Here is a 23,825-nt window from a genome sequence, read left to right as displayed (position 1 = left end):
GACATGACCCAGAACACCCTCAAATCCCTGGCGCCGGGGATCCGCAGCATCCCGCTGATCAATTCGTGGTTCGCGCACATGTACCTGGTCGCGCCGTCGACGTTCGGCCATTACACGCAGTACCACCTCGACCTGCTCGAATCGTTCGTCGACGATCCCTCGCAGCACCTGGAATCGATCAAGATTCCGGAACTGATCGGCGGTCCGTTCATCAACTACACCGGCGATCCGGCCGACATGGCGCGTTTCCGCGACCAGACCCGCGAGCGCTGCGCGCGCCAGCTGCATGCCGCCGAATCGATCAACGCGATGTACCAGATGATCCTCGCGCAGGCCAAGGGCGCCGGGGTGCCGGGCCTGTACGCGCAGATCGATCCGTCGATCCGCCACGGCGTCGAGTTGTCGTACGACGTCTGCAAGCAGCCGGTCGCGCGCATCATCGAGAAGGTGCTGTACGACAGTCCGCTCTACGATCCCTCGCTGCAGACCTGCATCCTCGAGAAGGCGACCTACGAGCCGCGCACCTTCGTGCTCAGCACGCCGCAGATCCGGCGCCAGCCCGCGTCGGTGGAACTGCGCCTGCCGTTCGGCGATCCGCTGTGGAACCACATGAGCAGCGGCCGGCACGGGCTGGGCGAACTGATGGAGATGTTGCGCCCACACGTCGGCGACGCCAGCGAGATGGCGTTCCTCGAAGGCATGTTCATCGACCATCCGACCCGCACGCAGGCCGACGATGTCCCCGCCGGCAGCGTGCGCGTGCGCTACTTCGGCCATGCCTGCGTGCTGGTCGAATGCGCCGGCACCAGCGTGCTGGTCGATCCGCTGATCAGCTATCCCGGCGAGTCCACGCTCGACCACTTCACCTTCGACGATCTGCCGGCGCGCATCGACTACGTGCTGATCACCCATCCGCACCAGGACCACGTGGTGCTGGAGACGCTGCTGCGCCTGCGCGACAAGGTCGGGCACGTGGTGGTCGGGCGATCGGGCGGTGGCCACCTGCCGGACGTGTCGCTGAAGCTGATGCTGAACCACTGCGGCTTCGACAGCGTGATCGAACTCGGTGAGTACGAAACCATCGAGTTCGAGTCCGGTCGCATCATCGGTGCACCGTTCTACGGCGAACACGCCGACCTCGACATCCGCTCGAAGCTCGCCTTCGGCGTGCAGATGCACGACAGGAGTTGCCTGTTCTTCGCCGACTCCAATCCGCCGATGGCGGAGTTCTACGAACCGCTGAAGCGGTTGATGCCGAAGATCGACTGCCTGTTCCTGGGCATGGAGTGCGTCGGTGCGCCGGCCACGTGGCTCTACGGGCCGCTGCTGCAGAAGATGCTGACGCGCGGCGAGGACCAGTCTCGCCGGCTCGACGGCTGCGACTCGACGAAGGCGCTGGAGATGCATCGCTTCTTCGACCCCGGACATATCTTCGTCTATGCCATGGGTGCGGAACCCTGGCTGACACACATCACCAGCATCCTCTATTCCGAGGAACTTCCGCAGTTCAAGGAAGCGCGGATCCTGGAATCGACCGTGCGCGCGCAGGGCCGCCAGGCGGAAGTGCTGTACGGAAAACGGGAACTGCTGCTGTGAACGACCGCACTTCGTCGCTCGAGTCCCTGCTGCGGCTGATGCGGATGGCGCGGCCGTCGTGGCCGTTGCTGGCGGCGGCCGCGGTGGTGACGCTGCTGGCCGCGGCGGGGACGCTGGTGTTCCCGATGCTGACCAAGGGGATGGTGGACAAGCTGTCGCAGGGGGCGCTGGACACGGCCAGCGTGATGGCACTGGCGGGGGTGATGGTGGGGGTGGCGGCGACGTCGGCGCTGTCGGCGTTCCTGCTGAACCGGGTCGGCTACGACATGATCGCGGTGCTGCGGGGCATGCTGGTGGAGAAGCTGCTGAAGTTGCCGGTGGCCTCGTTCGACGAGGAGAGCACCGGCGAGCGGGTGAGCCGCGTCCTCAACGACTGCCAGCTGATCTCGGAGCTGGCGACGCGGCAGGCGGCGAACCTGCTCAGCGGCGCGCTGATGCTGTTGGGTGCGATCGTGGTGCTGCTGTTCCTGGATGCGCGGTTGACGCTGACGATGCTGGGGTGCGTGGTGGCGGCGTTCGCGGTGGTGATCCCGCTGATCACGGTGCTGGAGAAGCTGGCGCGAAGCATCCAGGACCGGACGGCGAAGCTCGGCGGGATCCTGACGCACGTGCTGTCGGAGATCCGGCTGGTGAAGGCGTTCACGGCGGAAGGTCGTGAGCGCGAGCGCAGCCGTCGGGAGATCCAGGATATCCGCCGTCTGGGCATCCAGGTGGCGAAGGTGAGTTCGGTGCTGGCGCCGCTGACGAGCCTGTCGTTGACGGCGGCGATCCTGGTGATCCTGGTGTACGGCAGTTCGCGGGTGAGCGACGGGAGCATCACCATCGGCACGCTGACGGCGTTCATCCTGTACATCGTGAACGTCGCGGTGCCGATGATCCAGCTGACGACGTTCCTGGAGGAGTTGCAGAAGGCGCGCGGGGCATCGGCGCGGATCGCGGCGCTGCTGGTGCATGCGGAAGAGCCTGCCGGCGGCGACGCGCTGCCGGACACGCACGAGGCGCTGGAGTTCCGCGACGTGGCGTTCCGTTACCCCGGCCGTGACACCACGGTGCTGCACGGGATCGACCTGACGTTCCGGCCGGGGACGACCACGGCGCTGGTCGGTGCCAGCGGCAACGGCAAGACGACGGTGCTGTCGCTGATCCTGCGGTTCTATGCGCCCAGCGGCGGCGAGATCGTCTATGGCGGGCGTCCGATCGACGCGTACGCGCTGACGGCGTGGCGCGAGCGGATCGGCTACGTGGCGCAGAGCGCGCCGATCATGCCGGGGACGGTGCGGGACAACATCCTGTACGGGCTGGCCGGGGCATACTCGGACGAACAGGTGCAGATGGCGGCGGAGAAGGCGGGTGCGCTGGCCTTCATCCGGCAGATGCCGCAGGGCCTGGACACCATTCTCAGCGAGCAGGGATCCAACCTGTCGGGCGGTCAGCGGCAGCGGATCGCGATCGCGCGGATGTTCCTGCGCAACCCGGACATCCTGATCCTGGACGAGGCGACGTCGAGCCTGGACAGCGAGACGGAGCACCAGGTGAAGCTGGCGCTGGACGCGCTGATGCAGGGGCGGACGAACATCGTGGTGGCGCACCGGCTGTCGACGATCATCCACGCCGATCGCATCTATTTTCTCGATGGGGGGCGGATCTCCGGTGAGGGCAACCACGAAGAGTTGCTGCGCTCGAACGCGCACTACGCGCGGCTGGTCGCGCGGCAGTTCCGCAATCCCGCCCGCGAGGCGGCCGAGGCGCGCGTGCTCGAAGCAGAGGCGGTGTGAGGCGAGGTGCACCGGTTCCAGTCCCGGTCGTACCGGGGCGATCGAATGTTTTCCAGACATATTCCAGGACAGGACATCCACATGAACATGCGTGACGAGCTACAGGACGTGGCGGGGCGAAGGATCCTCGCCCAGGTGAAGCCGCAGACCGCGTCGCTGGTCTGGGCCAGCGAGCATCGGGACGACGTGCAGGACATCCTGCGCGATCAGGGCGCGCTGCTGGTCCGCGGCCTGCGGTTCCACGGCACCAAGCAGTTCGGCCAGTTCCTCGAAGCGATCTTCGGCAACGACCTGGCCGAGTACACCTACCGTTCGACGCCGCGCACGAAGTTGGGCGGCAACGTCTACACGGCGACCGAATACCATCCCGGAGAGACGATCCCGCAGCACAACGAATCCGCGTACGCGAACGTGTGGCCGATGCAGATCGGCTTCTTCTGCATGGTGCCGCCGGGCCCCGGCCTCGGTGGTGCCACGCCGCTGGCCGACAGTCGCGAAGTGCTGGCGCGGTTGCCGGCGGAGCTCGTCGGGAAATTCGAATCGAAGCAGCTGCAGTACGTGCGCAACTACGGCAACGTCGATCTGCCGTGGAGCGAAGTGTTCCAGACCGAGGACCGGCAGGAGGTCGAGGCGTTCTGCGCGGCGCACGACATCGCCTTCGAATGGATCGGCGACAACGGCCTGCGCACGCGCCAGGTGACGCCCGCGACCGAGATCCATCCGGTCACCGGCGAGAAGATCTGGTTCAACCAGGCGCACCTGTTCCATGTCTCCGGGCTGGCCAGCGATGTCTCGCGCGACATGCTGTCGGTGTATCGCGAGGAGGAGCTGCCGCGGAACGTCTACTTCGGTGACGGCTCGCCGATCGACGTCGCCGACCTCGACATCATCCGCGCCGTCTACGACGACGTGAAATTCCATTTCGACTGGCAGAAGGACGACGTCGTCCTGCTCGACAACATGCTCTACACGCACGGCCGGCAGCCATTCTCCGGCCCGCGCAAGATCCTGGTGGGCATGGGCCGGATCCATGGCCGTGCCTGACGACCGCCTCCTCGCGCCGCTTCGCGCCTTCGCGCTGGGCCTGACGTGCGCGTTCGTGCTGGGCGGATGCGACGCGCCCGCGGCGATGCCGGCCACGCCCGGGTTGGCCGTCGAAGTCGCGTCCCCGCGCGTGCAGGCCGTTCCGCGCGAAGTGCGCGCCTCCGGCACGGTCGCGGCCTGGGAGGAAATCGCCGTCGGCGCCGAAGTCTCCGGCCTGCGCGTGACCGAGGTCGCGGTGGAAGTCGGTGACACCGTGCGTCGCGGCGACCTGCTGGTCAGGCTGGATGCGCGCACGCAGCAGGCACGGGTCGCGCAGTCGGAAGCCGCACTTGCGCAGGCGCAGGCCAGCGCGGCGGTCGCGGCCAAGCGCGCGAAGCGCACCCGCGAACTCGCGTCCCGCGACTTCGTGTCGCGACAGGACGCCGACCAGGCCGAGTCCGAAGCGATCGGCGCCGAAGCGCAGCTGCGCACGCTGCGCGCCGCGCTGGATGCGGCGCGGATCGAGCTGGGCTTCACCGAGATCCGCGCGCCGCAGGGCGGGACGATCTCCGCGCGCAGCGTGCAGCCGGGGCAGGTGACGGGCGCATCGGACGAGCTGCTGAAACTGATCCGCGACGGCCGCCTCGAATGGCGCGCCGAGGTCACCGGCGCCGACCTCGCCCGGATCACGCCGGGCATGCCGGTGCGCCTCGTCGGCGCGGACGGCGTGCCGGTCGAAGGCCGCGTGCGCAAGGTCGCGCCGGGCATCGACGCGCGGCGGATGACCGGCCTCGTCTATGCAGATCTGCCACAACCGGGATCGCTGCGTGCCGGCATGTTCAATGCGGGCAGCATCGTCCTGGGCGAAGCGCGGGGCCTGGTGATCCCGGTCGACGCCGTGGTCCGCCGCGACGGCCGCGCCTATGCCTATGTCGTCGACGCGAGCGGCCACGCCCGTGAGCGTCCGATCCGCACCGCCGGCGCGGTCGGCACCGGCATCGACGTCAGCGATGGCCTGGGGTCCGGTGATCGCGTGGTCACGCGCGGCGCCGGATTCCTCAACGATGGCGATCTCGTCCGCGTGGTCGCGCCGGGCGCCGGCGGCGCGGCGAAACCTGTTCCGGCGGCGCGATGACATGAACGTTTCCGCGTGGTCGATCCGCCGTCCGCTGCCCGCGATCCTGGCGTTCATCCTGCTGGTCGCCGCCGGCGGCCTCGGCTTCTTCCGCTTCGCGATCTCCGAATTCCCGGACATCAGCGTGCCGGTGGTCACGGTGACCGTGGGCCTGCCGGGTGCATCGCCCAGCACCCTGGAAACGCAGGTCACGCGGCGCATCGAGGACGCGCTGGCCGGCGTGCCGCACGTCGACGAGATGCGCTCGACGGTGAACGAGGGCGTGTCGATCACCTCGGTCAAGTTCGAGCTCGACCGCGACGGCAACATCGCCAAGGACGAGGTGCGCGACGCGGTCGACCGCATCCGCGCCGACCTGCCCAGGGAGATCGAGGCGCCGGTCGTGGCGCTGGCGAACGTCGACGGCGAGGACGTCGTGACCTTCGCCGTCGCCGCCGACGACATGGACGACGAGGCACTGAGCTGGTTCATCGACGATGTCATCGGCAAGCGGCTGTTCGGCGTGCCGGGGGTCGGTGCCATGCACCGCATCGGCGGCGTCGAGCGCGAAGTGCGCGTCGACCTGCGGCCTGAGGCGCTGCAGGCGCTGGGCGTGAGCCCGGCGACGTTGTCGCAGCAACTGGCGAACCTGCAGCAGGAGCAGCCCGGCGGACGGACGACGGTCGGCGGCAACGAACAGGCGGTGCGCACCGTCGGCACCGTGTCCACGGCGTCCGATCTCGCCGACTTCACGATCTTCACGCCCGACGGCCGCCCGCTGCGGCTGTCGGCCATCGCCGACGTGCACGACGGCACCGCCGAACCCGTGCAGCGCGCCAGTCTCGACGGCCGGCCGGCGATCGGATTCGCCGTGCAGCGCACGATCGAGTCGAGCGAAGTGGATGTCGGCAACGCGGTCCGCGCCGAGGTTGCGGCACTCGCGAAGGCGTATCCGCGCCTGCGCTTCACCGAGGTCGCGTCGACCACGCCGGAAGTCGAGGCGTCGTATGCCGCGTCGATGGCGATGCTCTGGGAAGGCGCGCTGCTGGCGACGCTGGTGGTGTGGTGGTTCCTGCGCGACTGGCGCGCGACCTTCATCTCGGCGATCGCGCTGCCGCTGTCGATCATCCCGACCTTCGCCGCGATGCACTGGCTGGGCTTCAGCCTCAACGTGGTCACGCTGCTCGCGCTCGCGGTGGTGGTCGGCATCCTCGTCGACGACGCGATCGTCGAGGTCGAGAACATCGATCGCCACCTGCGCATGGGGAAGTCGCCGCGGGCCGCGGCGCTGGAAGCGGCCGACGAGATCGGGCTGGCGGTCGTCGCCACCTCGTGCGCGCTGGCCGCAGTGTTCGTGCCGGTGGCGTTCATGCCGGGCATCCCCGGCCGTTTTTTTCGCGAATTCGGCTGGACCGCGGCGACCGCGGTGCTGTTCTCGCTGCTGGTGGCGCGGTTGATCACGCCGATGATGGCCGCTTTCCTGCTGAAGGCGACGGCCGCGCCGCGCGAGGACACCGCGACCATGCGCTGGTACCTGCGCTGGGTGGATCGCGCGCTGCGGCACCGCAACCGCACGCTGCTGCTGTCGGCGGCGCTGTTCGTCGCGTCGATCGCGGCGGTACCGCTGCTGCAGACCACCTTCATCCCGCCCGACGACGGCAATCAGAGCAGCGTCGTGCTCGAACTGCCGCCCGGCACGTCGTTGGCGATCACCCAGGCGGCCGCCGAGGATGCGCGCCAACGCATCGCCGGCATGCCGGAACTGGCGCACGTCTTCGCCACCGCCGGTGCGGGCAGCGGTGACGGCGAGGGCGGGGCCGACGTCGAGGAAGTACGGCGGGCCACGCTCGCAGTGCAGTGGAAGCCGCACCGCGAACGCACGCTGCAAGCGCTGGAAGCCGAAGTCCGCACGCGCCTCGCCGACCTGCCCGGGGTGCGCGTCGGCTTCCAGGGCAGCGAGCCGGGTCGCGCGTTGCAACTGGTGCTCGCCGGCGACGATGCGGCGACGCTCGCGCGCGCCTCGCGCGAGGTCGAGCGTGCGATCCGGCAGCAGCCCGGGCTGGGTGCGGTCACCTCGACGGCCGCGCTGGTGCGGCCCGAAGTCATCGTCCGTCCCGATGCCGCGCGCGCCGCCGACCTCGGCGTGTCCACGGCCGACATCGCCGCCGCCGCGCGCGTCGCCACCCGCGGCGACTACGCGCAGTTCCTCGCCAAGCTCAACCTGCCCGGGCGGCAGGTGCCGATCCGCGTGAAACTCGCCGGCGGCGCGCTGTCCGATCCAGAACTGCTCGCGCAGCTGCGCGTGCCCACCGCGTCGGGCGACGCCGTGCCGTTGTCGGCGGTCGCGTCGATCGAGGCCGGCAGCGGGCCATCGCAGATCGACCGTTTCGGCCGCAAGCGCAACGTCACCATCACCGTCGACCTCGACGGCCGGCCGATGGGCGAGGTGGAGGACGCCATCCACGCGCTGCCGGCGCTGCGCGACCTGCCGCCGGGCGTCTCGCTGCAGCGGGCCGGCAACGCGAAGGTGTTCGTCGAGATGATGGTCGGCTTCGTCGTCGCCATGTTCACGGGCATCTTCTGTGTCTACGCCGTGTTGCTGTTGCTGTTCAACCACGTCGGCCAGCCGGTCACCATCCTGGTCGCGGTGCCGCTTGCCGCGACCGGTGCGGTCGCGGCGCTGCTGGTCACCGGCACCGACATCTCGCTGCCGGTGCTGATCGGTCTGATCATGCTGATCGGCATCGCGGTGAAGAACTCGATCCTGCTGGTCGACTACGCGGTCATCGCGCGCGACCGACTGGGCATGGGCCGGCACGAGGCGCTGCTGGATGCCTGCCGCAAGCGTGCGCGGCCGGTGCTGATGACCACGCTCGCGATGGGTGCGGGCATGGCGCCCATCGCGTTCGGCTTCGCGGCCGATTCGGGGTTCCGCGCGCCGATGGCGATCGCGGTGATCGGCGGGTTGATCTCGTCGACCGCGCTGAGCCTGGTCGTCGTCCCGGCGGCGTTCACGCTGGTCGACGACGTGGAGCAACGGCTGCTGCGGCGATTCCGTCGCGCGCCCGCAGCAGGGTCGGGCTCCACGGACGCGGCCGTCGACGATGCCGCGGGCACGACGGCATGAGCACGATGGCGCGCCAGGGGCGTGCGCCGATGCTCGTGCTGTTGCATGCCGGCGAAGCGCCCGCTTTCGATCTGCACGGTTGCGGATTCGCGGTGCGCACGTTGCGCGTGGACGATGCCGATCCCGCGCTGTCGACGCTGCCCGGCATGGCCCGTGACCGGCTGGATCAGCTGCCGGACGCGTCGTCGTGTCCGGGCATCGCGCTCGCGGCGCTGGGCACGTGCGCGTCGACGTTCGCGCAGGCGCTGGCGCTGGAGTTGCTCGGCCGCGATCGCCGCGTGGCCTGCGTGGCACTGGTGCCCGATGCGGCGCTGCCCACCGCAGGCCAGACCGCGCTCGACGAACGACTCGCCGTCGCCTGCGCCGCGTGGGCGCCGCCGGAACCGGCGATGCTGCCGATGCAGCATTGTCCGGCAGCGGGCGTGGACGTGGCGGCCTGGATCCTCCGCACCGCGACCGCTGCGCCGATGCCGTCGCCGCCGCCCGCGGTCATGGCGCTGCCGCTCCAGCTCGGCGGACCGCAGCGCACGCCGATCGTCTGCATCCCCGGCGCCGGTGCCAGCGTGGTGAGCCTGCTCGATCTCGCGCAGGCGGCGCATCCGCAGGCCACGGTGCACGGCATGCAGCCGCGCGGCATCGACGGCCTTGCGCCCCCGTGCACGACCGTCGAGACGGCGGCCGACGCGGTCGTCATGCAGATCGGACAACTCCTGCCGCAGGGGCCGTTGCGCCTCGTCGGCCATTCGTTCGGCGGCTGGATCGCATTCGAGGCCGCGCTGCGCCTGCGTGCGGCGGGGCGCACGATCGTCAGCCTGGACCTGCTGGATTCGCGCACGCCCGATCCGGCGCGAGACCATCGCGAATGGGACGACCTCTCGGTGCTGGTGCACTGGGCGATGCTGCTCGAGCTGTCGGCCGATCGCCGGCTGGGGCTCGATGCGGAGACGTTGCGGCCGCTGTCGCCGTCGGCACGACTGCAACTCGTCCACCGGCGCATGGGCGAGGCCGGCCTGCTGCCGCTGCGTTCGGAACCGTCGTCGATCGTCGGTGCGCTGCGCATGTTCGCGGCCTGCATGCGCACGCGCTACGTCCCGTCGGGGAACTACGACGGGACGCTGCGCGTGGTGCACCTGCGCAATCCCGCGCTGGATGCCGAAGCGAACCAGCACGCCGCGCTGGCGCGGCGCGACGGCTGGTCGGCGCATGCGCTGCGGGTACAGTTGCTGTGCGGCGAGGGCAATCACATGACCGGCATCCGCGGTGTGCATGCGCGGGCGCTGGCGGAGCGGCTGGGCTTCGCCGCGTGAGCCCGGACTTCACCGGCCGGGCCACCCGCGGCGAATGTCTCATCACCGCGCGGTCGGGGACGTCCACTGCGCGAACAGGGCGTCGATTTCGACGTCGGTGACCGGCTCGCCGGCTTCGACGCGAGCCGCCTGGTCGAACAGCGGCAGGATCATCGTCATGCCGTCGATCTTTGTCCGCAGGTGCACGCCGCCTTGCGCGAGCAGGCGCTCCCATCGCATGCGCACGCGTGCCCAGAACGGGGCGGTGCGTTCCCAGTAGCGCCGCGCCGGCGTGAAATCGAACGTGGTGGTCCTGCGGTAGTCGTTGAAGCCGGTTTCCCGCACGATCACGGCCGCGGGCCGGCCCGTGGCGTCGCGGATCGTCTTGGTGTTGTCCTGTTCGTGCGACCAGCCGTCGGGCGTGATCACGTGGCGGTTGATCGCCTCGACCGCGTTGTAGTCGCTGCGCGTGGTGTACTCCCGGCGCGGCAGCGGGCGCCAGCTGCGATCCGAGGTCCACGTCGACACGCCGAGTCCGTGCTCCCAGCGACCCGTTCCGCAGTAGCGGGGGGCGTCGCTCACTTCGAAGACGCATTGGGTCCAGGCGCCGCGTGTCTGCGCCGACGGCAGCGGATGTCGCGTCCAGGTCTGGTCGGCCGTGAACTCGAAGCGATCCGGCGCTTCGTAGGTCCAGTCCTGTCGCCAGTGCTTGGTCACGAGGTTGCCGTCGTCGGAGACCAGCAGGTGCTGCAACACGATGTGCCCCGGCGTGTCTTCCACGACGATCACCGTCTCGTTGCCGCCACTGTGCTTGTGCGGCTTGCGCACGTAGCCGGGCTGGAAGACCACGGTCTCGGTGAAGTCGAAATCGACGAGGTAATCGCCCTGCATGGCGAGGATCGCGGTGCGATCCTCGGCCGGCGGGTTGCCGGCGCGCACCGCGCAGGCGGGAAGCAGGCCGAGGCCGAGCGCGCATGCGCCGGCGAGGAAGGAACGGCGGTGGGTCATGGCGAATGTCCGTTGAGGAAGGTGGGCAAGGTGTCGACGGCGCGGTCGTGTCGGTGCGCGCTTCGGGCGAAGGGGGGCGTCGCCGGTGCGGACCGTCGTGCATCGGGCAGGAGCGTCGCGCCTTCGGCGAGCGCGATGCGCTGCGCGACGTCGTGGCTGAAGCGCGCGATCGCGGGCTGGCTGACGGCCAGGCGCCAGCGATCCTCGCCATGGCACGGGTCCGGGGCATGGATGCGGATGACCTGTGCCTGCCAGCGATGGCCGCAGAGCGCTGCCGCGAGATCGCGCCAGAGACGGTCGACCAGGCCACAGCAGGGATCGTTGGCGGCAGCGGCCGGCACCCGGGCGATGACGCGCTCCCAGGCGAGGAAGTCGTCCTCCGGCAGCGCATGCAGGCACCAGCACGGCTCGCCCGCGGCATCGCGGAAACGCAGGCATTCGCGCAGGCCGTCGCTGCCGACATGGGCGAGGTAGTCGCAGCTGCGCGCGCGATGCCAGCCCGCGAGCAGTCGGTCGCGGGCCAGCGACAGGCACAGCAGCGGCCCGAGTGCCGACAAGGCGGCGACGCTCGGCAGGCGATCCCTTGCCGTGCGCGTCCGGGGCGCGTGCGCGCTCACCAGGAGAGCGCCAGGCTCACGGCCAGAGAACGGCCGGGCCGCGTGTAGCGATCGAGGACGGCGCTGTCGGCGGCCACGCCGGGGACGTCGGCCCAGTCGGTGTAGCGCTTGTCGCCCAGATTGAGGACGCCCAGGTCCATGCGCGCGCCGGGAGCGATGGCCCAGTGCGCGAACAGGTCCCAGACGCCATGGCCTGCCGGGCGGTACAGCGCGGCATCGGACACGCGCCGTTTGCGCGCCGCGAACGTGCCGGCGAGTTCCGCGCCCCAGCGGCCGCGCTCGTAGGCCAGGCCGAGGCTGCCGCGCAGCGGGTCCACCGTGTCCAGCGGGCGATCGGCCGTGCGGTCCTGTCCATGCGCGTACGCCGCGGCGCCGCGCAGCGACCAGCCGCGCAGGCGCGCGTCGATGGCGCCGAGGTCCGCGCCGGCCTTCAGCTCCGCGCCGCGGATGCGCGCATCCGCCACGTTCTGCGACTGGAAGACCATCAGCCCGGCGTCGTTCACGCCGATGAAGCGCATCGATTCGATGAAATCGCGGTAACGGTTGTCGTAGGCGGTGAGCGAGAACCAGACCGCGCGGCCACCATGGCGCACGCCCGCTTCGAGCCCGCGGCTGGTCTCGGGCCTGAGGTCGGGATTGGCGATCGCGGTGTAGCCGAAGGCCAGGTTGGTGAAGCCGATGTTCACGTCGCTGTAGGGCGGTGCGCGGAAGCCCTGCGCATGGCCGGCGAACAGCGACCAGTCGGGCGCGAAACGCCACACGAGCCCGAGCTTCGGGGACACGTGCGTCCGGGTCACGTCGACCACGACCACGCCCGGATTGTCGGCCGCGAAGATTGCATCGACCCGGGGATGCAACGCATGGCGATCGACCCGCACCGCGGGCACGAGGCGCAGCGCGCCGTCGCCGAAGCCGATCTCGTCCTGCACGAACAGCGCGGTCTTGTCGACGCGACTGTTCGGGAAATCGCGCACCGGGAAGACATCGGGCGGGATCGACGGCGTGCTCGCGCCGGTCGAGAGGTTCGTCGCCAGACCGTCGCGCCGCTGGCGGGTCTCGGTGCGGGTCGCCTCCACGCCCCACGTCCACACATGCTGCGTGCCGCCGATCGTCACGTCCTTGCCGAACACCGCGTCGATGCCGACGAGCCGCTGGTCGAAATCGAAGGCTCGTTCGCGCCGCTGCAGCGTGCCGCCGGCGGTGCGCCGCACCTCGTCGGTGTCCTGTTCGGTGTGGCTGTCCTGGTGATAGGCCGTCCAGCGAACGGTGTCGGCCCAGCGCCAGCCGGTGGCATCGATCTCGTGGACCAGGCCGATGCGCGTCCGGCGCTGCCGGTCGTCGCCGGCCAGCGACAGCACGGTGGCGCCGGTCAGCGGCGAGAAACCGAGCCCCGAACGCATGTCGGTGGTGGTCGCGCCCTCGTTGCCCTCGATGGTCAGCCGCAGGCGCTGCCTGCCGTCCGGTGCGTACACCAGCTTCGCCAGCACGCTGTCGCCCTCGTGCGACTGGGGATTCGGCGTGGTCCGCAGCGCGCCGTCGACGTCGCGATCGCCCTGGTTCTCCTGCGCATGGCCTTCCCGATGCGAGGCCGTGACCAGCCACGACCAGCGATCGCCGCTGCCCGCCAGCGTGGCGCCGCCGAAGATCCCGTCGGTCTCGCCCTCGTAGCCGAGCTTCAGGCCGACGTGACGGGTGCGGCCGTCGCGCAGATAGTCTTCCGGGTCCTTGGTGCGGAACGAGACCACGCCGCCGAGCGCGTCGGAGCCGTACAGCGCACTGCCCGGGCCGCGCAGCACTTCGACCTGCTTGAGTGTGTCGAGGTCGACGAAATCGCGATTGGCGCTGGCGTAACTGCCGATGGTGAAGGCATCGGACACCGGGATGCCGTCGGTCTGGATCAGCACCCGGTTGCCGCCGAGGCCGCGGATGCGGAGATCGCCCAGTCCGAAGCGGCCGAACGACGACGAGACCGAGAGGCCGGGTTCGTAGCGGAACAGATCCTTCAGGTCGCGGACGAGCCGGGCGTCCATGTCGGCGCGGTCGATGGCGTCGACGGTGGCGGGGACATCGGCGAGGCCGTGTTCGGTGCGGGTGGCGACGACGACCACGCGATCGAGGTCCGTGACGTCGTGGTGCGCGGGCGCGGGCGCGGTATCGGAAGCGGAAGCGAAGCCGGCGGGCGCGCACAGGCAGCCGGCGAGGGCCAGGGACAACGGATTCGGACGCATGGAGGGCTCGTCTGGAAGAGAGAGCGCCGGGCTGGCGTCCGCCGGAGCGGTGGCTTGCAGGCGTGGAGGGAAACGACGGGGTTACTTGGTGAGGATCAGTTTGCCGTTGCGGGTATGTCGCAGGCGGTAGTGGTCCGTGCCGTGGCGGATCAGGACCTCGGCATGCCCGTGGAGCAGGTCGCGGCTGTCGATCACATGGCCCGGATCCGGCGCGCACGGCGATGACGCGTTCGTTGCGATGGGCAGGCCCGTGGGGAAGGGCGGTACCGGCATGCTGGAAGCCCTCAATTGAGAATGATTCTCATCTTTGCGCTTCTTCTTCGTGATTGCAAGCCCCGATCGCCACCATGTCGTCGGTCCATCGGGTCCGGTCCCGGTCTGGCGTCGACGTGCCCGGACTCAGTGCGCGTGGCGTCGTGCGCGGCCCCGCGACAGCGCACGACGCCCTGCGAACAGGTGCACCGGGAACCAGACGATCGCACCGAGGCCGGCGATCCAGTGCGCCAGCGATGCCCAACTGCGCCACGTCTCGTTCCCGAGGTAGTACAGGCCGGCAGCGGTGCCGGCGGGCAGGGCGAACAGGGCCAGCATCGGCAGGCCCGTCGCGCGCAGCCCGTGCTGTCGCCAGCCTGCCCGGATGTGCGGGAACCACAGCGTGCCCGCCAGCCACAGCAGCAGGAGCCCGGTCGTGCCGTGCACCACGAGGTCGGGATGCTCCCAGGGATGCGGTTCCAGGCCGAATTCGCCCTCGCGTTGCCCGAAATGATGCAGCCACAGCCACAAGGCGCCCGAAGTCGCGCAGCCGCTGCCGACGATGTAGATCGATCGTCGCAGCCAGACGGGGAGCCGCAGGCGTGCCGGGGCATGCGAAGGCGTCATGGCGCCGCCACGAACCGGATGCTGCCGTCAGCCTCGCGGATCGCCGCGCTCGCGCGCAGCCTGCGCAGCAGCGGCGCCGCGGCCTCGCCGCGCAACAGCACGATCTTGGCGAGGGCATCGGCCCAGATCGCCCGCGGCGCGGTGACGGTGACGGAGGACGGATCGACCGGACGCCGACCGGCGTCGGGATCGACCCACGGGGAGGGTGCGTCCATGTCCAGCAGTTCGCGCCCGCTGCCGGCGCAGGCGCCTTCCCGTAGCGACAGCAGCGCGACCGGCGGCGCATGCGGAGCGGTCGGGCGCACGTGGATGGTCCGCGTCTCGCTGCCGAAGACCCGCAGGTCGCCGCCGGCATTGACCACGCCCGCGTCGACGCCCGAACGGCGCAGTGCACGGACGGCGTGGTCCACGGCATACCCCTTCGCGATGCCGCCGAGATCGATCCACAGCGGGCGCCGTGCCACGATGCGACCGTCGGCGAGGCAGCGGACATCGCGCCAGTCGGCATCGGCATGCGGCGGCGTCGCCCCCGCGAGTGCGGCCGGCGGCGCGTCGACGGCGAGCCTGCCCGCCGCGACGGGATCGAACACGCCCCGGCTGGCACGCGCGAATGCCAGCGATGCGCGGACGATGCGCGCGAGCAGCGGCCCCGCATGCACTTCGCCTTCGCGGTTCAGTCGCGTCAGCTCGGAATCCGCGGCATGGAAACTCGCGGTCCGATGCACGTCCGCGATGGCGGCGAAGGCCGCGTCGATCGCGGCCGTCGCATCGCCACCGTCGGCCCGGCTCGCCCGGATCGCGACGTAGGTGCCCAGCCACGGCTGCATGCGGGTGGTCGCCATGCGCGGGCGCTCAGGGCGTCGCTGCGGCGCCGGCCACGGCGGTGGCCGTGACGACCGCATGCGTCGCCAGCACCCGGCGCACGCCGCCGGCCAGATGCACCGACGACAGCGTGGCGCCGGACAGGTTCACGATGTCCTGGTCGACGCGCAGCGGTGCGCCGTGGCGCTTGCCGAGGAACTGGCCGCGCCATTGCGGGCGCCGCACCGCATCGCCGTAGGACTCCCGGTAGTCGAGGATCTCGATCCCGGTGACCGCGCCGTTGCGATCCAGCGTGACGGCATACGTGATGAACTCGTGCTTGCCGAGGACCTGGTCGAGGTAGAACCACTCGCCCTCCGCGGTGCGCCAGACGCGCAGCGCCGGCTGGCGGACGTTTTCGCCGGAGTCGGCCTTGATCCGGGCGATCTGCGCCTTGGTCAGCGTGATCGGGACGGCCTGCAGGGCACGGCCCGGCAGCATTTTCTGCTGCGCCTGTTCGAGCGTGAAATAGGTGGCGGCACCGGCGGGCGCGGCGACCAGTCCTGCCATCGCGGGCAGCAGCCACGTGGCGCGGTATCGATCCGGCATGGACATGCGTGGACTCCTCGGGAAACGGATGCGGCGATCGCGGCGATCAGAAATTGACGCCGAGCTTCACCCGGAATTCGTGGCCTTCGTGATCGGCGTAGTGGCGGCCGAGGTGGTTGCCCTCGCTTTCGTTGGAACCGGCCAGCTGCGACACCCAGCTCGCGGTCGCCCACCAGCGCTTCGCGCCGTAGTGCAGCGAGGGGCCCGCGAAGGCGTCCCAATGGTCGAATTCCCAGGAGCCATCCACCGGGTTCAGGGCTTCGACGTCGGCCCAGCCTTCCACGCCCACGAACCAGTTCGGCGCGAACCGATACGACACGCCGGTGCGCAGGCGCGGCGCCACGGCGTACTCCGTGCGGCTCTCGCCGTCGGCGCGCCAGGATTCCGCTTCCAGCTCGAGGTTGGTGACCCACTGCAACTGGTCGTCGGCCAGCGACTTCTGCAGGATCAGCTTGGTTTCGACCTCCCAGCCCTGACCGGTCTCGCCGGTGATGCTGTCGACGCTGTCGTAGGTGACCTCGCCGTAGAGGGCGACGCCGAGCTTGTCGCGGAAGGGCGAGGTCAGCATCTTCTTGGCTTCCAGCGAAATCCCGCTGAAGCGGGTGTCGTTGCGGCTGCCGGTGATTTCCGGGTCATCCAGCGGCCCGGCGCAGCCGAGGCCGCAGTCGTAGTCGTAGTGGTAGCCGTTGAGGTAGACCGACGCGGAGAACGTGTCGGTGAATCCGTGCTCGAATTCGGCACGGATCTCGTCGCGGGCGTAGTCGCCGCGGCGCTTGCCTTCCTTGTGGGTGATCCAGAGGTAGGCTTCCGACGCGCCTTGCGGCAGGGTTTCGACGCCGGGCGTGTAGCCGAGCATCTGTTCGTCGGCGGCGGCGGTACCGGCCATCGAGAGCAAGGCGAGCGCGGCGGCAGCCGCAAGCGGGCGGAGAGGCAGGGACATGGGAGGTGATTCCGTTTGGTAATGAGAATCATTCTTGTTGTCAGTCCCCGGCCTGTCAATGATCCGGATCAAATTTCGTCACCGGAATTCCGCCCGGGATCCGATCCCGTGCCGGTCGATCGCCACGGCTGATGCCTGCCCGGGCCCGGGAATGCGGCATGCAGCGACATCGCCGCCCCCGGCCTGAATTGCGGCAGGAATGCGATGTCCCTACACTCGCCGGCCTTGTGTCCGCCGTCACGCTGGAGGGCCAGGGCGAGTACCGTCAGGTCCGTTCGATCCCGGCCACATGCCGGATCGCGCGACCCGCGGGTCTGCGGCCATGAAGGAACCCGCCGCGTTCGCCCCCCGGACTTCGGACGTGTGCCCGGATGCTTTTCGCGTCCGTCGCGGGCGTGGAAGCCCCGGCTGACACACGCCGCCCGCATCCTGTCTCCCGGAGCGCTGCTCCGGCCGGGCGACGCGCGGCTCCCGGAACCGGCCCGCATGCGCGGGCATGAAATGGACGTGATGCATGCAAACGGAAATTGCTCCCGTGAACGATCGCACTTCGTCGCTCGAGTCCCTGTTGCGGCTGATGCGGATGGCGCGGCCGTCGTGGCCGCTGCTTGCGGCGGCCGCGGTGGTGACGCTGCTGGCCGCGGCGGGGACGCTGGTGTTCCCGATGCTGACCAAGGGGATGGTGGACAAGCTGTCGCAGGGAGCGCTGGACACGGCCAGCGTGATGGCACTGGCGGGGGTGATGGTGGGGGTGGCGGCGACGTCGGCGCTGTCGGCGTTCCTGCTGAACCGGGTCGGCTACGACATGATCGCGGTGCTGCGGGGCATGCTGGTGGAGAAGCTGCTGAAGCTGCCGGTGGCCTCGTTCGACGAGGAGAGCACCGGCGAGCGGGTGAGCCGGGTGCTCAACGACTGCCAGTTGATCTCGGAACTGGCGACGCGGCAGGCGGCGAACCTGCTCAGCGGCGCGCTGATGCTGTTGGGTGCGATCGTGGTGCTGCTGTTCCTGGATGCGCGGCTGACGCTGACGATGCTGGGGTGCGTGGTGGCGGCGTTCGCGGTGGTGATCCCGCTGATCACGGTGCTGGAGAAGCTGGCGCGGAGCATCCAGGACCGGACGGCGAAGCTCGGCGGGATCCTGACGCACGTGCTGTCGGAGATCCGGCTGGTGAAGGCGTTCACGGCGGAAGGTCGTGAGCGCGAGCGCAGCCGTCGGGAGATCCAGGACATCCGTCGTCTGGGCATCCAGGTGGCGAAGGTGAGTTCGGTGCTGGCGCCGCTGACGAGCCTGTCGTTGACGGCGGCGATCCTGGTGATCCTGGTGTACGGCAGTTCGCGGGTGAGCGACGGGAGCATCACCATCGGCACGCTGACGGCGTTCATCCTGTACATCGTGAACGTCGCGGTGCCGATGATCCAGCTGACGACGTTCCTGGAGGAGTTGCAGAAGGCGCGCGGTGCATCGGCGCGGATCGCGGCGCTGCTGGTGCATGCGGAAGAGCCTGCCGGCGGCGACGCACTGCCGGACACGCACGAGGCGCTGGAGTTCCGCGACGTGGCGTTCCGTTACCCCGGCCGCGACACCACGGTGCTGCACGGGATCGACCTGACGTTCCGGCCGGGGACGACCACGGCGCTGGTCGGTGCGAGCGGCAACGGCAAGACGACGGTGCTGTCGCTGATCCTGCGGTTCTATGCGCCCAGCGGCGGCGAGATCGTCTATGGCGGGCGTCCGATCGACGCGTACGCGCTGACGGCGTGGCGCGAGCGGATCGGCTACGTGGCGCAGAGCGCGCCGATCATGCCGGGGACGGTGCGGGACAACATCCTGTACGGGCTGGCCGGGGCATATTCGGACGAGCAGGTGCAGATGGCGGCGGAGAAGGCGGGTGCGCTGACCTTCATCCGGCAGATGCCGCAGGGGCTGGACACGATCCTGAGCGAGCAGGGCGGGAATCTGTCGGGCGGTCAGCGGCAGCGGATCGCGATCGCGCGGATGTTCCTGCGCAACCCGGACATCCTGATCCTGGACGAGGCGACGTCGAGCCTGGACAGCGAGACGGAGCACCAGGTGAAGCTGGCGCTGGACGCGCTGATGCAGGGGCGGACGAACATCGTGGTGGCGCACCGGCTGTCGACGATCATCCACGCCGATCGCATCTATTTTCTCGATGGGGGGCGGATCTCCGGTGAGGGCAGCCACGAAGAGTTGCTGCGCTCGAACGCGCACTACGCGCGGCTGGTCGCGCGGCAGTTCCGCAATCCCGCCCGCGAGGCGGCCGAGGCGCGCGTGCTCGAAGCCGAGGCGGTGTGAAATGCGGCGGCCCTCCGGCCGCCGCACGGTTCAGTCGGTCTCGTCGGGCTGCCAGAGTTCGAGGGGGTTGCCCTCGGGGTCATGCAGTCGGGCGAAACGTCCGACGCCCGGCATGTCCCACTCCGGCTTGGTGATCACGGTGATCCCCGCAGAGGCCAGTCTTGCGCAGAGGGCGTCGAGATCGTCCACGCGCAGGTTGAGCATCCATGCGTGGTCGGCCGCGAAATAATCCGTATCAGCAGCGAATGGCGTGAAAACGCTGGGACCCGATTGCGTGTCCCACTGGCCGTAGGGCGAAGACCCCACGCCCAGGTGTTGCGCATACCAGTTGCGCATCGCTTCCGGGTCCTTCGCTCGAAAGAAGAACCCGCCGATTCCGGTAACGCCCATTGCATTCCCCTGTTTGCTTCGACACCGAAGCTGTGGGCTGATTATCACGTGCTGGCCTGACGCGCAATGCATTCGCGCGATACCGTGCCGCAACCGCGAAATCGCGGTGTGCGTGATCGATGCAGTCGATGGCGAACCGTCGCGCAATCGACCGTCAGCGCGCGACCGGGACCGTGAAGGCGCAGACGCGGGCAGGGTGCGCGACCATCCGTTTGTCGTCGGACGAGAACGCGGTGTCGCCGGACGGATAGTCCGCTGGTGCATCCGCCGGCGGGCACAGCGTGAGGCCGGCGCCGGCCGGTTTTCCGTCGTCGAGTGCGCCGCCGTGCCAATCGGTGATCTCGCCGCCGTAATCCCAGTCGAAGCCGAGGAATTCGAAAGGCTTGCCGTTCTTCGCCTGCAGCTCGGCGCTGGTGGTGCCCATGCCGATGCCGTCGGCGCGTCGCCAGACGGTGGTCTCGGCGAACACGCGCAGCGCGGCCGGGTGTGCATCCGTTTCGTCGAGGTAGACCTCGATGCGACGGATCGGGTCGTCCGGATACAGCACCCAGCCCGGGAAGGTCTCGCCCTCGGCGCCGTTCAACGTTTCCGCGACCACGTTGCCTTTGCCCAGACGCACCTGCGCCGCCGCGAGCGTGTCATCCGCGCGCAGCAGTGCTTCGAGCGCCGGCGCGCTCGTCTCCGCGGCGGACGGCGCGGGCGGCGGTATCTGCGTCGCGGGTGCGGGGACGGGCATGGTTGCGGGCGCTGCGGAGGCCGCGGGCGGTGCCGGCGATGTGGCCGGCGTGGCCGCGGGAGGCGGTGTTTCCGCCGGACGACAGGCGGCCAGTGTGCACAAACAGGCCAGCATCAGGGACGCCTTCGGTGTCGTGCGCATGGTGGCCTGCCTTGTTTCGTCGAGGGGACCCGCCGCGGCACCGCCGGGAAACGCCGCGACCGGACCCGGAGCATAGCCCGGAACGCCGGGGCGGCGTCGATGGCCTGTGCGGGCGCCGTGCCTCGTATTGCGGTGGTGAATCCGTGCGGTCATTGAGTCCGGGCAAGGTCCGGCGCCAGACTGCGCGCACGCATCCTGTCCATGGAGAACGCAACATGCGTCGATTGATGATGATGGCGGCCGGTGTCGCCCTGTTCGGTCTGTCCGCCTGCGATCGCACGCCGCCCGCAGGCAGCGAGGCGACCGCGCCCGGGCAGGCTGCCGCGACCGCGACACCCACTCCCGCGCCGGCCCCCGCCGCGGACCCCGAACTCGAACAGCTGAAGGCCGTCACCCCGGTCGATGCCTGCGCGTTGCTCACGCCGGACAAGCTGAAGACGGTGTATCCGGACCAGGCCTTCGAGGTCCACCAGAAGGTCGATCCGCGGATGAGCGGCTACGTGTGGGATTCCCGCTGCGTCTACTGGGCCGGCGTCGGCAGCATCGATTTCGCGAAGGACGCGCCGACGCATACGGTCGAGATCTTCGTCGCCACCGCCGCGAACGAAGCGAAGGCCCGCTCGAACCTCGCTTCGCGTGCGGAGACGGCGACCACCACCTCCGGCTACCAGCCGCAGGCCGCGCTCGGCGCGAACGCCTACAACGTCACCGACACCGGCATGGCCCGCCTGTTCTTCGTGAAGGGCCAGAGCGAAATCCAGATCAACGTCTCCGATCTCGATTCGCCGAACGCGGAGAAGGTGAAGAAGGCGCTGGCGCTCGCGCAGACACTGTAGTCGCCGCGAAATCCGCCGGCAGCAGGCGGGCGGATTCGCGCAGCGTCGTCGGATGAATGCCGGCGAAGCGCGGCGCGAGACGAACGAAAAGCGGGCTTGCCCCTTCGGGAAGCCGGTCTCGTCCGGGTGCGTGCATCGCGCCTAGGATGCGGGTCGCCGACCTCGCGCGTGGATGTCTTCACCGCGCGACACGGCATGGACATCCCCCGCCTTCAAGGAGCTTCTGCATGATCACTTCCGTTTCGTCCCGGCGTTCGCGCATCCGGGTCGGCCTGTGCCGCCTCGCATGCGCGCTCGCGCTGGTTTCCGGCAGCGCGCTGGCCGCGCCCGCGATCGAACTGACCCAGCCGCTTGCGCCGCTGTTCGGTTTCGCCGGGAACCTCAATCACGGTTACCTCACCACCTGCGGTTACCGGCACGTCAGCCAGGGCACGGGCGGCTGCCTGCCGGCCGCGCCCTACGGTGCCTGGGCCGATGGTCCGCTCAATCCCTACAAGTACGGCGGCAGCACCTACTTCCAGATTCCGCATTCCGAGTTCCATCGCATCAAGATTCCCGCCCACAACTGGGGCGCGCGCACGCTGTGGACGATGGAGCCCGCATCTTCCTCGCCGAACGGCAGCGGCGCGCCGGTCTCGCCGGCGCAGCGCGACCAGCTCGAATCGGTCTACAACAACCGCCATTGGCTGTTCGCCGTCTACAACAGCGGCGGACAGCTGTACGGGCTGACCCATCACGAGTGGTACCGACCGGGGCAGACCGACACCATCGCGGGCGTGCCCGGGTTCCTGCGGAACGGAAACCCGTGGATCGCCGGCATCGGCTGGGTGCAGTCCGCCGACGGCGGCGCGACGTGGACCATGCGCCCGAAGAGCGAAGGATCGCGCCGACTGGTGCTGGTGCCCGAACCCAGCGCCACCGGGTTCTCCGGCGCCACCTACGGCTTCATGCATCCGTCGAACATCGTGCGCGAAGGCAGCTACTACTACGCGTTCGTCTCGACCGCGAACTTCCGGGCCGGCGCGCAGTCCCACGGTGTGTCGCTGCTGCGCACCACCAACCTCGCATCGCCGCAGGGCTGGCAGTTCTGGAACGGCAGCGGCTGGACCGCCGTGAACCACAACACCTACCAGGGCAATTTCGGCCCGCAGCAGCCGTACGTGTTCTGGAGCCGCACCGACGGGTGCTCGCTGCTGTACGCGATGAACGTGCGCAAGCACCGCAACGGCAAATGGGTCACGCTGGGCAGCAAGTACTGCCTGCCGAAAGAGCCCGACGGCAGCTACCGCTACCAGGCCGTGTTCTCGTGGACCACCAGCCTCGCCAGCCCGACGGGCCTCGAAGGCAATCTCGGCGAAGTGAAGCAGAACGGCCTCAGCCTGCTCAGCAACAACTACTACAGCTTCTTCGAAGCCAACGCCGCCGTCGTGGGCGACAACTACGAAGAAATCGGCGACAACCCGCTGATCTTCGTCACCAAGGACTACAACACGTACTACCACCAGCAGCTGACGCTGACGGGGTTCTGAGCCGGGCCGGCCGTCGATTCGCGTCGACGGTCGTGATGCACGCGGCGACCCGGGCGCATCGCGCCCGGGCGCTGCGCGGTGTCGCTTCAGCTGTCCGCGACGACGCTCGCGATCAGGAATTCCGGCGCATCGGCGAAGCCCATGAACTGGCCCATGATGCCCTGCACGGTGTCGCCGGGCATGTCCTCCGACGTGAAGCCCGCGAGGTCGGGGATGTCGAACACTTCGACGTAATCGCAGCTCGGCGCGCCTTCACCCAGCAGCAGCCCGTCGATCCGGTAGGTCGTGAATCGCTGCACCCGCTGCAAACCGCCCATGGTCGGATGATCGACCGTCCGCACCCACTGCTCGAAATCCGCGGGCGTCACGCCGGCTTTCAGACGGTAGCGAAGAATCAGCGAACTCATGGAAACGCCTCCGGGTTGTCGGGGTGGGTGCGGTGTGTCGATCTGCGAACCCAACGTCGTTTCCCGCCCGGGGCGGACAGCCGCTCCGGTTCGCTCATGCGCTTCCAGATCCCGGCGATCGCGATCGACGCACGCCGGCGATCACCGACGCCATGCCGAGCACGAACGCGACGGCGCCGATCCCGAGCATCTCCCGCCCGGACAACGCGATGCATGCCCCGCCGGTGACGACCGGGCACAGCTGGAAACTAGCCCATCTTGTGTCGCCCCGAGCCGCAAGCGAGGGACCTGCTTCTTACTGGCGGGTACCTTATCCTCCGTCATCCCGGCGGCATTCAACAGCCGAACGGCTGGTCAGGCCGGGATCCCGCTTTGAAGGCTCTGCCGTTGTTCCCTTTTTTCGCTCGCTGCCGCGAGCGAGTCACCTTTCTTTACTTGTGTAAAGATAAGGTGACCCAAAGAAAGCACA

20 protein-coding genes are annotated in these 23,825 nt (G+C 69.4%); 9 read left to right on the top strand and 11 right to left on the bottom strand.

Translation table 11 applies throughout. The annotated features are described in order from the left end of the window. Positions 1 to 3 precede the first annotated feature (3 nt). The 6 genes from ACT53R_RS10070 to ACT53R_RS10045 all read left to right on the top strand — a co-directional run bounded on the left by ACT53R_RS10070 (position 4) and on the right by ACT53R_RS10045 (position 9,942). Positions 4 to 1,596 carry an MBL fold metallo-hydrolase gene (locus ACT53R_RS10070; protein ID WP_476171737.1) on the top strand — a complete coding sequence of 531 codons (1,593 nt, stop codon included), beginning with the start codon at positions 4 to 6 and terminating at the stop codon, positions 1,594 to 1,596. Continuing rightward, complete coding sequence (locus ACT53R_RS10065; protein WP_476171736.1) at positions 1,593 to 3,371, top strand: ABC transporter ATP-binding protein; 1,779 nt, start codon at positions 1,593 to 1,595, stop codon at positions 3,369 to 3,371. Before ACT53R_RS10070 ends, ACT53R_RS10065 begins: the two co-directional genes overlap by 4 nt. Before the next feature lie 81 nt (positions 3,372 to 3,452). Next, positions 3,453 to 4,415 carry a TauD/TfdA family dioxygenase gene (locus ACT53R_RS10060; RefSeq protein WP_476171735.1) on the top strand — a complete coding sequence of 321 codons (963 nt, stop codon included), beginning with the start codon at positions 3,453 to 3,455 and terminating at the stop codon, positions 4,413 to 4,415. After that, entirely contained in the window at positions 4,408 to 5,529 is a 1,122-nt protein-coding gene (locus tag ACT53R_RS10055; protein ID WP_476171734.1) for an efflux RND transporter periplasmic adaptor subunit, read from the top strand. The genes ACT53R_RS10060 and ACT53R_RS10055 overlap by 8 nt, the downstream gene beginning before the upstream one ends. A 1-nt stretch (position 5,530) precedes the next feature. After that, complete coding sequence (locus ACT53R_RS10050) at positions 5,531 to 8,635, top strand: efflux RND transporter permease subunit (protein ID WP_476171733.1); 3,105 nt, start codon at positions 5,531 to 5,533, stop codon at positions 8,633 to 8,635. Beyond that, positions 8,632 to 9,942, top strand: a complete 1,311-nt coding sequence (locus ACT53R_RS10045; protein ID WP_476171732.1) for an alpha/beta fold hydrolase — start codon at positions 8,632 to 8,634, stop codon at positions 9,940 to 9,942. Before ACT53R_RS10050 ends, ACT53R_RS10045 begins: the two co-directional genes overlap by 4 nt. 42 nt (positions 9,943 to 9,984) lie before the next feature. Here the strand turns inward: ACT53R_RS10045 and ACT53R_RS10040 are convergent, their stop codons facing one another. The 8 genes from ACT53R_RS10040 to ACT53R_RS10005 form a co-directional block, all read right to left on the bottom strand. Further along, positions 9,985 to 10,929, bottom strand: a complete 945-nt coding sequence (locus ACT53R_RS10040) for a DUF6607 family protein (protein ID WP_476171731.1) — start codon at positions 10,927 to 10,929, stop codon at positions 9,985 to 9,987. Next, on the bottom strand, positions 10,926 to 11,486 hold the full coding sequence (locus ACT53R_RS10035) for a hypothetical protein (protein WP_476171730.1): 561 nt from the start codon (positions 11,484 to 11,486) through the stop codon (positions 10,926 to 10,928). The genes ACT53R_RS10040 and ACT53R_RS10035 overlap by 4 nt, the downstream gene beginning before the upstream one ends. A 56-nt stretch (positions 11,487 to 11,542) precedes the next feature. Next, positions 11,543 to 13,774 (bottom strand): TonB-dependent hemoglobin/transferrin/lactoferrin family receptor, encoded by a 2,232-nt coding sequence (locus ACT53R_RS10030; protein ID WP_476171729.1) that lies wholly within the window; start codon positions 13,772 to 13,774, stop codon positions 11,543 to 11,545. A gap of 81 nt (positions 13,775 to 13,855) precedes the next feature. Next, positions 13,856 to 13,969, bottom strand: coding sequence for a hemin uptake protein HemP (gene hemP / locus ACT53R_RS10025; protein WP_476171728.1), 114 nt, complete (start codon positions 13,967 to 13,969; stop codon positions 13,856 to 13,858). A gap of 204 nt (positions 13,970 to 14,173) precedes the next feature. Further along, positions 14,174 to 14,653, bottom strand: coding sequence for a hypothetical protein (locus ACT53R_RS10020; protein ID WP_476171727.1), 480 nt, complete (start codon positions 14,651 to 14,653; stop codon positions 14,174 to 14,176). After that, positions 14,650 to 15,495: an FAD:protein FMN transferase gene (locus ACT53R_RS10015; protein WP_476171726.1), complete on the bottom strand. Its 846-nt coding sequence runs from the start codon at positions 15,493 to 15,495 to the stop codon at positions 14,650 to 14,652. The genes ACT53R_RS10020 and ACT53R_RS10015 overlap by 4 nt, the downstream gene beginning before the upstream one ends. A 10-nt stretch (positions 15,496 to 15,505) precedes the next feature. Next, positions 15,506 to 16,069: an FMN-binding protein gene (locus ACT53R_RS10010; RefSeq protein WP_476171725.1), complete on the bottom strand. Its 564-nt coding sequence runs from the start codon at positions 16,067 to 16,069 to the stop codon at positions 15,506 to 15,508. A 40-nt stretch (positions 16,070 to 16,109) separates the two neighbouring features. After that, the gene (locus ACT53R_RS10005; RefSeq protein ID WP_476171724.1) at positions 16,110 to 17,003 is read right to left on the bottom strand and encodes a DUF6662 family protein; all 894 of its coding nucleotides are present in this window, start codon (positions 17,001 to 17,003) and stop codon (positions 16,110 to 16,112) included. A 535-nt stretch (positions 17,004 to 17,538) separates the two neighbouring features. Here ACT53R_RS10005 and ACT53R_RS10000 point away from each other — a divergent pair. Next, a complete protein-coding gene (locus ACT53R_RS10000; protein ID WP_476171723.1) occupies positions 17,539 to 19,317 on the top strand; it encodes an ABC transporter ATP-binding protein in 1,779 nt (592 codons plus the stop codon). Between the two features lie 30 nt (positions 19,318 to 19,347). Here ACT53R_RS10000 and ACT53R_RS09995 read toward each other — a convergent pair whose 3' ends face one another. Both ACT53R_RS09995 and ACT53R_RS09990 read right to left on the bottom strand, forming a co-directional pair. After that, positions 19,348 to 19,707, bottom strand: a complete 360-nt coding sequence (locus ACT53R_RS09995) for a VOC family protein (RefSeq protein WP_476171722.1) — start codon at positions 19,705 to 19,707, stop codon at positions 19,348 to 19,350. A 154-nt stretch (positions 19,708 to 19,861) separates the two neighbouring features. Next, the gene (locus ACT53R_RS09990; RefSeq protein WP_476171721.1) at positions 19,862 to 20,443 is read right to left on the bottom strand and encodes a hypothetical protein; all 582 of its coding nucleotides are present in this window, start codon (positions 20,441 to 20,443) and stop codon (positions 19,862 to 19,864) included. A 356-nt stretch (positions 20,444 to 20,799) separates the two neighbouring features. Here ACT53R_RS09990 and ACT53R_RS09985 point away from each other — a divergent pair, with 356 nt between their 5' ends. Both ACT53R_RS09985 and ACT53R_RS09980 read left to right on the top strand, forming a co-directional pair. Beyond that, positions 20,800 to 21,420 (top strand): hypothetical protein, encoded by a 621-nt coding sequence (locus tag ACT53R_RS09985; RefSeq protein WP_476171720.1) that lies wholly within the window; start codon positions 20,800 to 20,802, stop codon positions 21,418 to 21,420. Between the two features lie 227 nt (positions 21,421 to 21,647). Further along, positions 21,648 to 22,949, top strand: a complete 1,302-nt coding sequence (locus tag ACT53R_RS09980; RefSeq protein ID WP_476171719.1) for a hypothetical protein — start codon at positions 21,648 to 21,650, stop codon at positions 22,947 to 22,949. An 86-nt stretch (positions 22,950 to 23,035) separates the two neighbouring features. Here the strand turns inward: ACT53R_RS09980 and ACT53R_RS09975 are convergent, their stop codons facing one another. Continuing rightward, positions 23,036 to 23,356, bottom strand: coding sequence for a hypothetical protein (locus tag ACT53R_RS09975; protein ID WP_476171718.1), 321 nt, complete (start codon positions 23,354 to 23,356; stop codon positions 23,036 to 23,038). Between the last annotated feature and the right edge of the window lie 469 nt (positions 23,357 to 23,825).

This window comes from Lysobacter sp. DMC104 (assembly GCF_056313665.1).
Note: the sequence above shows the minus strand (reverse complement) of the source record. Positions and strands in the feature narration are given on the sequence as shown.